Annotated in this window: 11 protein-coding genes; 7 read left to right on the top strand and 4 right to left on the bottom strand. The window is 46.0% G+C overall.

The window, feature by feature from the left end; translation table 11 throughout:
- Positions 1-111 precede the first annotated feature (111 nt).
- From QFZ48_RS09455 to QFZ48_RS09445, 3 genes are all read right to left on the bottom strand, one after another.
- Entirely contained in the window at positions 112-1,251 is a 1,140-nt protein-coding gene (locus tag QFZ48_RS09455; protein ID WP_370909149.1) for a cystathionine gamma-synthase, read from the bottom strand.
- A 380-nt stretch (positions 1,252-1,631) separates the two neighbouring features.
- Positions 1,632-2,231, bottom strand: coding sequence for a DUF2911 domain-containing protein (locus QFZ48_RS09450; RefSeq protein ID WP_429062083.1), 600 nt, complete (start codon positions 2,229-2,231; stop codon positions 1,632-1,634).
- Positions 2,232-2,325: 94 nt separating this feature from the next.
- On the bottom strand, positions 2,326-2,925 hold the full coding sequence (locus tag QFZ48_RS09445) for an ACP phosphodiesterase (protein WP_429043715.1): 600 nt from the start codon (positions 2,923-2,925) through the stop codon (positions 2,326-2,328).
- A gap of 301 nt (positions 2,926-3,226) precedes the next feature.
- Between QFZ48_RS09445 and QFZ48_RS09440 the strand changes: the two genes are divergently transcribed.
- Both QFZ48_RS09440 and QFZ48_RS09435 read left to right on the top strand, forming a co-directional pair.
- On the top strand, positions 3,227-3,679 hold the full coding sequence (locus QFZ48_RS09440) for a hypothetical protein (protein ID WP_370909152.1): 453 nt from the start codon (positions 3,227-3,229) through the stop codon (positions 3,677-3,679).
- A 153-nt stretch (positions 3,680-3,832) separates the two neighbouring features.
- Complete coding sequence (locus QFZ48_RS09435) at positions 3,833-4,807, top strand: deoxyhypusine synthase family protein (RefSeq protein WP_429043718.1); 975 nt, start codon at positions 3,833-3,835, stop codon at positions 4,805-4,807.
- Between the two features lie 58 nt (positions 4,808-4,865).
- On the opposite strand, the gene hemW is transcribed toward QFZ48_RS09435, so the two are convergent.
- Positions 4,866-5,993 (bottom strand): radical SAM family heme chaperone HemW, encoded by a 1,128-nt coding sequence (hemW, locus tag QFZ48_RS09430; RefSeq protein WP_429062081.1) that lies wholly within the window; start codon positions 5,991-5,993, stop codon positions 4,866-4,868.
- A 217-nt stretch (positions 5,994-6,210) separates the two neighbouring features.
- Here hemW and QFZ48_RS09425 point away from each other — a divergent pair, with 217 nt between their 5' ends.
- From QFZ48_RS09425 to gldL, 5 genes are all read left to right on the top strand, one after another.
- Positions 6,211-7,263, top strand: a complete 1,053-nt coding sequence (locus QFZ48_RS09425; protein ID WP_429062079.1) for a DUF4271 domain-containing protein — start codon at positions 6,211-6,213, stop codon at positions 7,261-7,263.
- Positions 7,264-7,298: 35 nt separating this feature from the next.
- On the top strand, positions 7,299-8,090 hold the full coding sequence (locus QFZ48_RS09420; protein WP_079469908.1) for a uroporphyrinogen-III synthase: 792 nt from the start codon (positions 7,299-7,301) through the stop codon (positions 8,088-8,090).
- A gap of 175 nt (positions 8,091-8,265) precedes the next feature.
- The gene (locus tag QFZ48_RS09415) at positions 8,266-10,314 is read left to right on the top strand and encodes a thioredoxin domain-containing protein (protein ID WP_429062077.1); all 2,049 of its coding nucleotides are present in this window, start codon (positions 8,266-8,268) and stop codon (positions 10,312-10,314) included.
- Positions 10,315-10,582: 268 nt separating this feature from the next.
- A complete protein-coding gene (locus QFZ48_RS09410) occupies positions 10,583-11,866 on the top strand; it encodes an SUMF1/EgtB/PvdO family nonheme iron enzyme (protein WP_370909157.1) in 1,284 nt (427 codons plus the stop codon).
- 142 nt (positions 11,867-12,008) lie between these two features.
- A complete protein-coding gene (gene gldL / locus QFZ48_RS09405; protein WP_429062075.1) occupies positions 12,009-12,746 on the top strand; it encodes a gliding motility protein GldL in 738 nt (245 codons plus the stop codon).
- Positions 12,747-12,767: the final 21 nt, after the last annotated feature.

The following is a 12,767-nucleotide window of genomic DNA, read 5'->3' as shown; positions in this document are numbered from 1 at the left end:
TACACCGGAATCTTCAATTCAGATATAAAAAGGCGCTGGATATGGTTAGGATAAATATTTACGCTTCCCGGTAAAGATAATTTTTACCGCATAAGAATTAAAATCTATTACTTAGCCGATAGCTTTTGCAAGATCTTCGGTAAGATCATCTGCATCCTCAATACCCACGCTCAGCCGGATCAGGGAGTCTGCGAGCCCGTTCTTCACTCTTTCTGCACGGGGAATAGAGGCGTGTGTCATGCTGGCGGGATGGCCTATCAGCGACTCCACTCCTCCCAGTGATTCTGCCAGGGCAAATAAATGGGTGTTGCTCAGGATCCGGTTAGCCGACTCTATGCTATCATCTTTCAATGTAAAGGACATCATGCCCCCGAAGCCCCTCATCTGCTGTTTGGCAATATCATGATTAGGATGGTCTGTAAATCCGGGCCAGTATACTTTATCCACTCTGGGGTGGTTACGGAGAAAATTAGCGACTATTACCCCATTTTCACAATGACGCTGCATGCGTACATGTAATGTTTTGATTCCGCGGAGCACCAGGAAGCAGTCCTGTGGACCGGGAACAGCGCCGCAGCTGTTCTGGATAAAATACAGTTGTTTGGCAAGGTCTTCATTTTTTACGATCACGGCGCCATGTACCACGTCGCTGTGGCCTCCGAGGTATTTGGTAGCCGAATGCAGCACGATATCGGCGCCCAGGTCAAGCGGATTCTGGAGATAAGGCGATGCGAAGGTGTTATCCACACATAAGATGACTTCACTTTTGCGGGCTATGGTGGCACAGGCCGCGATATCTATGATTTTCAGCAGCGGATTGGTTGGCGTTTCCAGCCATATCATCCGGGTTTGGGGGGTAATATGGGCTTCTATGTTCCGGGCATCAGACATGTCGATGAAATTGAACCGGATACCATAACGTTCAAACACCTTGGTAAAGATCCGGTAGGTGCCACCGTAAAGATCGTTGGTGGCAATTACCTCGTCGCCGGGGCTCAGGAGCTTCATCACTGCATCTGTAGCTGCCAGGCCGCTGCCGAAAGAAATGCCATGTGTGCCGTTTTCAATGGCTGCCAGTGCGTTCTGAAGGGCGTCGCGGGTAGGATTCTGCGTCCGGGCGTATTCGTAGCCCTTATGCACTCCGGGAGCACTTTGTACGTAGGTAGATGTTTGAAAAATTGGCGTCATAATGGCGCCGGTAGACGGATCGGGAGCTACACCTGCGTGTATGAGTTTAGTACCCAGCTTCATGTCTTTAATAGTTTAGATGATCAATTTCTGATGGTCTCCAAATATACTCCAGTTTTTGCGATTGGAAATTCGCCAATTGATAAAGGGCAAACTTGTCCGTTTTAGCTTATATTAAAATATGATGGCATAAATTCCAACGGTTACGAACATTTTTATATCGTTCACCAATTAGCAACTAACGAATATGAATAAACCTGCTACATTCGTTTTAGGTTTTTCATAGGATATGGTTAAAATTCTTAAGGCGGTATTCTTACCGCTTTTTCTTTTTACAACAACAACTGTATAAACAGTTTTCGAATAAACGTTACCGGGGCGGGATAAAAAGCAGCAGAACACTGCTTTTTATCCCGCCCCGGCGGCATTTTATAATGTACGGATTACTTCTTTTTTGCGGTGGTGGCGCCTTCGGTCCATTTAATGGGAAGACTTACGCTTACTTTATCCCAGGCGATAATCAGGTTGGCGCCGGGATCGCCTTTCTCAAATACCATGGTGAAGGCTTCTACTGCTGTATCCAGTGATAATACCGGGAGGGCAGTTCTTACCACATCTTTTTTCTGATCGTATTTAAAAGCACCCCATACATCGGTGTCTTTATTCAGGATGATGGTCCATGTTTTTTCTGTTGGAATGGCATACAGGGTATAACGTCCTTTCGGGATGCTTTTACCAGCGATGATCACGGGCCGGAAGAATTCTATTTCAGTGGCTTCGTTAGCGCCCAGGCGCCATATTTTGCCATATTCTTCCAGGTTCCCGAAGATATCCCTTCCTTTGGTTTGGGGACGGCTGTAAATTACTCTGGCTACCAGTGTTCCGGGTTCGCCTTTTACTTTTACAACATAGGGATACATGACAGGGTAATAGGCCATGTCCATCGGGCTGGCATCGAGTGGAGGCAGTTTTTTATCCTGCGCAGCGGCGCTTAAGCTGATTAGGCCCGCTACAAAGGCAAAAAGGAGAACTTTTTTCATCATCCTGGAAAGCTTTATTTCTTTTATAGATTATTGGCGGCAAACCTACCTTTTTTTAAGGAATCTGAAAAGCGTAGTTCTCTCATTTAACAAGCTGTTAGCGGTTTTCAATTTGCAACAGTCCTTCCACATAAGTTTGCAGCTCAGGGAAGAAATCCTGGTAACATTCTTTCAGGGCGGCATAATGTTCCATAAACACGGCAAATACAATATTGCCATCAGTTTCCAGGTATTTGGCCCGCCGGGCTACACCCCTGATAGAGCTGGAAATTCCTTCTGTAGTATGATAGTTGTAGAGCCAGTTATAGGCCTGCATATATTCAAACATCTGCAAAAAAGCTGGTGGCAGCTGTTCTGTGCGCTGGTTAATCTGGTTATAAACGTAACGGGCAAACGAATACAGGGAATCGTTTGTAAAGCGTTCCGGATCAGCAGCCAGGAAATGATCATATACCAGGTCAGTGAATACGCCGCTATATAATCCGCAGGAGGGACGGAAAAACTGTTTAGCCCTGGCCGTTACCGGGTGTTGGTCAGTAAAGTTGTCGATGGCCCGGTGTATCCGGATGCCCTGCTGGATACCTGCTGTGTAAACTGCCATGTTTTTCCTGCCCTTTACAAAATCTGCAATAAGGTTACCGGTGATCAGCTCCGGTTCACGAAAAGATAAGTAAGCATGGGCCAGGTGGTTCATCATCTCAAGATACGTATTTATACAGCAATTGGCAGGGATCGGTCCATGTCTTAAAATCTTATCCATTTTAACAATTTCTTAACTCTCAGCCAAGCAACATTGGCAGGTTGGCACCAACAAACAGGCTATGGCTGGTCTGAATAGCCGTATGTCCGCCACCGGTCAGGCGGACGTTCATTAACGGATAGTCCAACTAATCATGTACCCCCACCAGTAAAGTATGCCTTGACCACTGGGCACTTCCCGGCGTAGCTTTGACTTATCGAAACAAAAAAAATTACAATCACCATAAATTTTTTCCGCCATGAAAAAACTTATCTTATTAGTCAGTGCAGCGCTCCTGTTGAGTGCCAATGTGCTTCTCGCAAGCCCTTATGAAACTACTGTTAACAAAAGGATCAACAGTACCTTCAATGAATCTTTCAACGGTGCTACCGATGTAAAATGGTACACGGATGATAATAGAACGTTTACCGCCAAGTTTACCATGAGTAATACAAAGGTGACTGCCTTCTTTAAAGAAGATGGCACCCTGCTGGCTACCTCCCGGTACCTGCAAGCAGAACAGCTGCCACTGAAAGTACTCAGTAAACTGAATAAAAAATATTCCAATACCAGCGTTTATTGTGTAGTGGAATATGCTTCTTCAGACAACGTGGTATACTTTGTAACACTGGAGGGTACTGATACCTGGACTGTTGTCAAAACCGATGCGGATGCCAATATGAAAGTATACAGCCGTTTGAAAAAAGCTTAGTTTTAGTAGTGTTAAAAATACAGGGTCCGGGGCATTTGCTCTGGGCCCTTCTGTTTTATCCCCACGCCCCTTGCCCCTGCAAAAATTATCTTAACTTTGCCACCTGTTAAGGCTTTATTAGCCAGACTGTTAATGTATAAATGATTAAATGACATGAATAAGGGACCTGTTTCTCAATTTATCCAGCACCATTACCGCCACTTTAATGCAGCTGCATTGGTGGATGCTGCCAAAGGATATGAAACACATTTACTGGAAGGTGGTAAAATGATGGTGACGTTGGCCGGTGCGATGAGTACGGCTGAACTGGGCATTTCTTTCGCGGAAATGATCCGTCAGGGTAAAGTGGATATCATTTCCTGCACAGGCGCTAACCTGGAAGAGGATATCATGAACCTGGTAGCACATACACACTATAAGAGAGTACCTAACTACCGCGACCTGAGCCCGCAGGAAGAATGGGATCTGCTGGAGCAGGGCTTTAACCGCGTTACAGATACCTGTATCCCGGAAGAAGAAGCATTCCGCCGTATTCAGAAGCATATCTACAAAATATGGAAAGATGCTGAAGAGGCCGGTGAGCGCTATTTCCCGCACGAATTCATGTACAAGCTCCTGCTGAGCGGCGTAATGAAAGAGCACTACGAAATTGATCCAAAGAACAGCTGGATGATTGCTGCTGCCGAAAGAAATATTCCTATCATTGTTCCGGGATGGGAAGACAGTACCATGGGTAATATCTTTGCTTCCTACTGCATCAAGGGCGACCTGAAAACGTCAACCATGAAAAGCGGTATTGAGTACATGATCTACCTGTCTGAGTGGTACCGTAACAACTCCGCTGGTAAAGGTGTTGGCTTCTTCCAGATTGGCGGCGGTATTGCCGGCGACTTCCCGATCTGCGTGGTGCCGATGATGTACCAGGATCTGGAATGGACAGATGTTCCTTTCTGGGGTTATTTCTGCCAGATATCCGACTCCACCACTTCTTATGGTTCCTACTCCGGTGCGGTGCCTAATGAGAAAATTACCTGGGGTAAACTGGATATCCATACACCTAAGTTTATCGTAGAATCAGATGCTACTATTGTGGCGCCGCTGATGTTCGCGTATATCCTGGGATGGTAATTAACTATAAGATATGATTATATAGAAGAGCAGCGGGATATTACCTCCGCTGCTTTTTTTATAAGATGAATAATTCGCCGGCGATTCCATCTGCGAACAAGCGACCGGCTTTTGTTAACCGCAAGGTTTCCCCTATCCGCTCTATGCGGCCCATCTTAATATACGGTTCACTGTGCGCCAGTAAATGAATGGTATGATCGGCGCCGAACTTCTCTGCCACCCATTCCAGGTTACATCCGGCGGAAGTACGGAGGGAGGTCATGATGTATTCGTTGAATTGCATGGCCGTAGTGAGCGACTCTATTTCAAAAGGCACGGTACCTGCCGTGATGCTCTTTATGTATTGGGCATTATTGGCGATGTTCCATTGCCGCGAAGCGCCGTTGAACGAGTGGGCCGACGGGCCCAGGCCAAGATAGGGCTTACCCTGCCAGTAGCTGCTGTTATGCTGGGACTGCCATCCGGGTAAGGCGAAATTGGAGATTTCGTAATGTTCATAGCCGGCGGCTCCCAGCCATTCCATCAGCATTTCAAAATGCTGCGCTGCTTTGTCCGGATCGGTAGCCGCCATCTTCTTTTTCTTTATAAACTGATCCAGCGCCGTTCCCGGTTCTACGGTGAGCGCATAACACGATAAATGCGGGATGCCCAGTGCAATGGCCTGTTTCACATTTTGTTCCCAGCCTTCATTGGTAAGCGTGGGGCCTCCGTAAATAAGGTCGATGGTGATATTCTGAAACCCGAGGTCCTGCGCCTGTTTGATACAATCCAGTGCCTGCCGGCTGTTATGCGCCCGGTTCATCCAGGTAAGGTCTTCTTCGTGAAACGACTGCACGCCTATGCTGAGCCGGTTGATGCCGGCAGCTTTCAAATGGGCGAGTTTTTCAGCGGTGAGGTCGTCGGGGTTGGCTTCCAGGGTAATTTCCGCATCCTCCGCTACTGCAAAGGTGGCGCGCAGGTGCGACAGCAGCGCAGCGAGTTCCTCTTCCTTCAGCAGGCTGGGTGTGCCGCCGCCAAAGTAGATGGTGTGTACCGGGGCCTGCGCGAGATAATCCTTTTGCAGCGTGATTTCCTGCAGGATGCTATTGACCATTGCCTCCTGCTGCGACAGCGAGGTGGAAAAATGAAAATTGCAGTAGTAACAGGCCTGCTTGCAAAAAGGAATATGTAAATAAATTCCGGCCATGACGTTTTATGATTGTTTACCCTTATTGGCCGCAAAGATACCTTCTTCCCTTTACTACACTCCGGTCAACTATGGACTATTTTAATATCTTTGCGATATCATAATTACGTTTCCTTTTTGTTATGTGGGCAGGACGTTGTTAATTGCCGTTGATTCCTTTGTGTGGGAAACGGGTTATTGAAAAACCGATTTAAAGTCATTGCAAAATATTTTCCTGGTGCGAAACTGGTTACTGCTGTTATTCATTTTAGGTTATTTGCCCGTTTTGGCACAAACAACAGATTCCGCTGCGGTGCCGCCGGCAGTAAAGAAAAAGCCGGTGATAACCCGTACAGCCGCAGATTCATTGCGCGCGAAGGCGCGTACCGCTCCTGTTAAAAGAGACAGCACCAGGGCTGCTTTACCGGCAGTTGCGCGCATAAAGAAAGATACCACAAAGCTCGTGAAGGATACTGCCCACCTGAAAACAGATAGCCTGACATTGGCGGCAGTACCCAAGGTGAAGCCGGTATCAGCATATGATCTTTACCTGAAGAAGATATCGCAGGAAAACGTCTTCCTGAAACCCGGCAAACCACGGTTCGTGGATACCAACCCGATAAGGCCTTACCGTAATATGGACTGGCTTATTTACCTGATGGCGGGAGTATTGTTGATCCTGAGCGTGATACGCCTGGCTTACCGGAAATATTTCTCGGATCTGTTCCGGGCATTCCTGAATCCTACGCTGAGCCAGCGGCAGCTAAAGGACCAGTTATCGCAATCGCCTTTTCCCAATATGTTGCTGAATATTTTCTTCGCTATTGTACTTGGGCTGTATTTTTACCTGGTATTGTACCGTCAGCAGGTATTTCCGCAGGCGGAGCCCTGGTTGCTGATACCGGGTTTAATAGTGATGGTGGCTGTGGTGTATGGATTTAAGTATGTGATGCTGCGTTTTTGCGGCTGGCTGTTTGGGAATTCTGAGCTGGCGGATGCTTATATTTTCATTCTTTACCTGATCAACAAGATTTTGGGGGTGTTGCTGGTGCCGTTTTTGGTGATAATTGCCTTCTGTACACCCGAAATAGCGCGCACTTTCCTATATATATCCTTGTTTTTTATTGTATTACTCATTATCTACAGGTATATTAGATCTTATTCACTGGTTAGGCAGTACCTATCTTTCAGTAAATTGCATTTTTTTCTTTACCTTTGCGCATTCGAAGTAGCGCCTGTTTTAATATTAACCAAGGTGCTGCAGAATATCTGGTTAACTGGTAATCCCTGATTATCGCCTATTGTTAACACAAGAGCAAAAAACGTATGATAAAAGGCGGGCCAAAAAAAGATTTGCAAGGAAAACAAATTCAGTCAATCCTAATTTCTCAACCTAAGCCTGAAACAGAAAAGTCACCCTACTTTGATCTGGCCAGGAAATTCAATATAAAATTGGATTTTTATCCGTTCATAAGGGTGGAAGGTTTGCCAGCGAAGGAGTTCAGAAAACAGAAAATCGACATTCTCAGCTTTACGGCGGTAATTTTTACCAGTCGTAACTCGGTAGACCACTTTTTCCGGATTTGTGAAGAAATGAAGATTAAGGTGTCACAGGACTGCAAATACTTTTGTATTACAGAAGCCGTGGCGTTGTATCTGCAGAAATTCATTCTTTACCGGAAACGGAAGGTATTTTACGGAGCAGACGGTTCTACCAAAGGAGTACTGGAGGTGATGAACAAACACCGGGATAATGAGAAATTCCTTTTCCCCAGCTCTGATAGCCAGAAGAAAGATATTGAAGAATGGCTGAAAGCAAACAAGTGCGACTATGCTACCGCTACGCTTTATAAAACTGTTTCTACAGATGTAAAGGAAGTATTGGCTGCTACTGCTTATGACATGATCGTGTTTTTCAGTCCTTCCGGCGTGAAGTCACTGTTTGAGAACATGCCTGAATTTGTGCAGAACGGGACGCATATCGGCGCCTTCGGTCCTACTACTTCCGCTGCGGTGGAAGAAGCGGGGCTAAGACTGGATGTAAAAGCACCGCTTCCGCAGGCGCCTTCTATGGCAGCTGCGCTGGAGCAGTACCTGACTACATTAATAAAGAAGTAAGCAATTTTTCTGCGATAAAATTGAGCAGGGGTGGCGTAATGCCATCCCTGCTTTTTTTTGCTGCGATGGCAATGCAGGGGCCGGTTTCAAAATATTTCTTTGTAATCCTGAAAAAATAAATTTCTTTGTAGAAGAAATAAGAAGATCAATCATTATTATCGCGTAGGGGGAATCCATGAATAAGCTTATCAGTGAAACCAGTCCATATCTGCTGCAGCATGCGCACAATCCTGTAAACTGGTATCCGTGGGGGGAAGAAGCCCTGCAACGTGCGTTGCAGGAGGATAAACCTATATTGGTAAGTATCGGGTATGCCGCTTGTCATTGGTGCCATGTAATGGAGCGGGAAAGCTTTGAGCAGGAAGCTACAGCTGCCATCATGAACGAACATTTTATTAATATTAAGATAGACCGGGAGGAAAGGCCCGATCTGGATCATATTTATATGGATGCCGTACAGGCTATGACCGGCGCTGGTGGCTGGCCGCTGAATGTTTTTCTTACACCGGATAAAAAGCCTTTTTATGGTGGCACTTATTTCCCGCCGGTGAAAGCATACAGCCGTCCTTCCTGGACAGATGTGCTGTTATCCCTTGCTGATGCATTTCAGAATAAACGGGAGGAGATTGAAACACAGGCAGATAACCTGGTGCAGCATATACAGCAATCAGCCCAGTTTGGGCAGCAGCCTGGGTTGCATCTTGATATTCCCTTCGAAGAATTATTTACCAAAGCGCAGTGTGACACCATTTGTGAAAATATACTGAAGCAGGCCGATACCCGGTGGGGCGGTTTTGGCCGGGCGCCAAAGTTCCCGCAAACCTTTACCATTGCTTACTTGCTGAGGTATCATCATGCGTATCAGCATCCGGAAGCGCTGCAACAGGCGTTGCTGTCGCTGGATAAAATGCTGCAGGGAGGCCTCTATGATCAGCTGGGAGGCGGGTTTGCCCGCTATTCCACCGATGAAAAGTGGCTGGCGCCGCATTTTGAAAAGATGTTGTATGATAATGCGCTGCTCCTGGATGTGTTGTGCGATGCTTATCAGCTGACACATAACGAAGTATACGCTCAAACGGTCAGGGATACGATGGACTTTATCACCCGTGAAATGACCGCTCCCGGAGGGGGCTTCTATGCTGCCTTGGACGCTGATTCTGAGGGTGTGGAAGGAAAGTTTTATACCTGGAGCAAGGCGGAGATTCATCATATCCTGGGGGAACAGGCAAAGCCTTTCTGCGAGTATTATGATGTAACGGATCATGGCAACTGGGAGGAACAGAATATTTTATGGGTGCAACAGCCGCTGCTGGATTTCGCGGCAGAAAAAGGATATGATGCGGATATTTTCGGCGCCATGTTAAAAGGCTGCCGGGAAAAGCTGCTGGCGGTGAGGGCTAACCGTATCCGGCCGGGATTGGACGATAAGATCCTGCTGGGATGGAATGCCATGATGGTACATGCCTGCTGTAAAGCTTATGCGGCACTGGGCGTACCAGCTTACAGGGAGATGGCTATCCGCAATATGGATTTCTGTTTATCGAATTTCCGCCAGGAGGCTGCCGGTAGTGCATTTTACCATACGTGGAAACAGGACCAGGCGAAGTATCCGGCGTTCCTGGACGATTATGCGTGTTTGGTCCGGGCGCTGATAGCGTTGCAGGAAGTTACCGGCGACACGCGGTATTTATATGAGGCGCGTGATATTACGGCCTTTGTGATCGCTCATTTCAGTGATGAAGCCGGGCAGTTCTTTTACTATACCATTGAGGGTCAGAATGATGTGATTGTGCGGAAGAAGGAAATCTACGACGGGGCAGTGCCCAGTGGAAATGCGGTGATGATGCAGAACCTTTGGTACCTTTCCGTTGTTTTTGATGAGAAGGAATGGGCGAACCGTTGTGTGGGAGCCGTTTCCAGCCTGTCGCAAACGATAGTGAGATACCCTACCTCCTTTGGCGTGTGGGCGAGCCAGTTATTACAGCTGGTAAAAGGTACCCCCGAATTGGCCATTGTCGGAAAAAATTTCAGGGAAAGAATGGATGAAGCGGGAAAATGGTTTATCCCGTACAGGATTCTTGTCGGCGCAGCAAAAAATATTCCGGCGATTCCCCTGCTGACCGGGCGGGAGCAGGAAAATGACACTTTAGTTTATTTATGTAAAGATTATCATTGCATTAAGCCCGTGCATTATATAGAAGAAATTATTAATTTAATACAATAATTATGTAACTTGCCTCTCGTAAGGGAGGCTATTGATTCAATAAATGTTATTACGTTTATATAATAAAATGTTAAAAGGTGCGTTTAAACTAGTTACAGAACGGATATAAGGCGAATTGAAAAAGTTGGATAAAAAGTCACTACGGATTAAAATTAATTATTACATTTGCTATCTTTCATATAAACAAAGCGGGTGAAAAAATGAGAATTGTGTTCCCTTGTATACAGGCAAATCACACCAGGCTGGTTAATAGAAAAAACATATTCTGATGAAAGCTACCCTTATGAAGCTTAACTATGTAAAAGGTCTGTTGGCAGTTTTGCTGGTTTCCCTGCTGGCCAGCTGTGGCGGTAGTAAAACCCCTAAAAATGCGCAAGGGCAATTGATCGGCGTAAGTCCGAGACCGAAGTACTCTCCCCCTGTACCGTACGGGATGGTATACGTACCAGCCGGAACTTTTCACATGGGTCCCAGTGATGAGGACGTAAACTATGCATACACGGCGCGTAACAAGTCGATTTCTATTTCCGGCTTCTATATGGACGCTACGGAAATTACGAATAACGAGTATCGCCAGTTTGTGAATTGGGTACAGGACTCTATTGCACACATTTTGCTGGGTCATGTAAAATCTGATGATGGTCATGATATTATTGACTGGAAGCAGAAGATTGTCTATAAGGACAAGGCTACCATGGAAAAACTGGATGCGATGGTGTATACCGAGGCAGACCGGTTATACGGCCGCAAGGATATTGATGTAGGTAAACTGATTTACCACCAGGAAACCTTTAACTGGGATAAAGCGAAGCTGAGAGAAAATTTCGGTAAGCCGCGTTCTACTTTTATTGTAAAGAAAGACGTGCCCATTTATCCGGATACACTGTGCTGGATCAGGGATTTCTCATACGCCTATAACGAGCCGATGACACGTATGTACTTCTGGCATCCGGCGTTTGATAACTATCCTGTAGTAGGTGTAAACTGGCACCAGGCAACTGCCTTCTGCGAATGGAGAAGTAAATTCTGGGAAGACTACCGGGCCAGCAAGAAGCTGTTTACGGAAGATAAATTCCAGTTACCTTCTGAAGCGCAGTGGGAATATGCCGCCCGTGGTGGAAGAGAGCAAACGCCTTATCCTTGGGGTGGTTACTACATCCGTAACAAGAAAGGATGTTTACTGGCTAACTTCAAGCCCGGCCGTGGTAATTATCCGGAAGATGGTGGTTTTTACACTGTTCGTGCAGATGCTTACTGGCCTAATGATTATGGTTTATATAACATGTCCGGCAACGTTGCAGAATGGACAGCAGATATCTTTTACGAAAATGCCTATTCTTTCACATCAGATATGAACCCATATCTGAGAATGGATGTACCGGATGATGCACCATTAAAGATGAAGCGTAAAGCAATCAGAGGTGGTTCATGGAAAGACGTAGGATATTTCCTTCAAACCGGAACCAGAACATATGAGTATCAGGACAGTTCGAAATCTTATGTTGGTTTCAGATGTACCATTGCCCTGAGCAGACGAGTGAAGCACAGATAGGATAATCAATAAATAATAGCCTGTATTTATTAACACCAAAGAAACCTTTAGTATGTACACTATTATGAGTAAATCAGTGAGAATTAACTATTCCATACAGACTTTAACTAACATTTTAACCAGTAAATTTTAACCTATGGCTATGAATCCTAACAAAGCTAAATGGCTGAACTTTTTCGTATGTATTGCGGCTTCCGTGGTAATCGTGGGGGCATTGTTCAAATTACAGCACTGGCGCGGAGCTGACATCGCTTTGATCCTGGGTCTGAGCGTAGAAGCGCTGATCTTTTTCGTTTACGCTTTTGTACCTGATTCCGGCGCACACACGGAAGGCCAGGTGGTAGCAGTAGCAGGAAGTCCAGCTGTAGCCGGTTTGGACAAAATGCTCCAGGAAGCAGACATTACACCTGCCAACCTGCAGCGCTTAAGCGAAAACTTCCAGAAACTGGGTACTACCGTTGATAAAATGAGAGATATCAGCGATGTAGTTGCAGCCACCGGAGATTACACACAGAAAACAAGAGAAGCTGCCAGCGCTATCGGTAATGTAGCAAATGCATATACTACAGCCGCTGCTGCCGTATCTTCTTTCAACAGTGCATCAGAATCTACTAAAGATTTCCATGTACAGATGCAGGGTATGACTAAAAATCTGGCTTCCCTCAACGCTATCTACGAACTGGAACTCCAGGACACCAACAACCACCTGAAAGCAATGAATTCATTCTACAGCAACCTGCAGAATGCTTCCAGTGCAATGAGTGGCAGCATTGAAGATGCCAAGAAAACACAGGAACAAATTTCCCTGCTCGCTAAAAACCTCAGCAACCTGAACTCAATTTATGGTAATATGCTGAGCGCTATGCACGGAGGAAGATAAGGTAACGCTAATAGTTTCTGA

The organism is Chitinophaga sp. W2I13 (genome assembly GCF_050434005.1).
Classification (GTDB): domain Bacteria; phylum Bacteroidota; class Bacteroidia; order Chitinophagales; family Chitinophagaceae; genus Chitinophaga.
This window is presented reverse-complemented; position numbering and strand designations above follow the sequence as displayed.

Coding starts and splice junctions, on each gene's coding strand:
- QFZ48_RS09455 (WP_370909149.1), bottom strand. CDS start 1,251: ATGAAGCTGGGTACTAAACTCATACACGCAGGTGTAGCTCCCGATCCG.
- QFZ48_RS09450 (WP_429062083.1), bottom strand. CDS start 2,231: ATGATGAAAAAAGTTCTCCTTTTTGCCTTTGTAGCGGGCCTAATCAGC.
- QFZ48_RS09445 (WP_429043715.1), bottom strand. CDS start 2,925: ATGATGAACCACCTGGCCCATGCTTACTTATCTTTTCGTGAACCGGAG.
- QFZ48_RS09440 (WP_370909152.1), top strand. CDS start 3,227: ATGAAAAAACTTATCTTATTAGTCAGTGCAGCGCTCCTGTTGAGTGCC.
- QFZ48_RS09435 (WP_429043718.1), top strand. CDS start 3,833: ATGAATAAGGGACCTGTTTCTCAATTTATCCAGCACCATTACCGCCAC.
- hemW (WP_429062081.1), bottom strand. CDS start 5,993: ATGGCCGGAATTTATTTACATATTCCTTTTTGCAAGCAGGCCTGTTAC.
- QFZ48_RS09420 (WP_079469908.1), top strand. CDS start 7,299: ATGATAAAAGGCGGGCCAAAAAAAGATTTGCAAGGAAAACAAATTCAG.
- QFZ48_RS09415 (WP_429062077.1), top strand. CDS start 8,266: ATGAATAAGCTTATCAGTGAAACCAGTCCATATCTGCTGCAGCATGCG.
- QFZ48_RS09410 (WP_370909157.1), top strand. CDS start 10,583: ATGAAAGCTACCCTTATGAAGCTTAACTATGTAAAAGGTCTGTTGGCA.
- gldL (WP_429062075.1), top strand. CDS start 12,009: ATGAATCCTAACAAAGCTAAATGGCTGAACTTTTTCGTATGTATTGCG.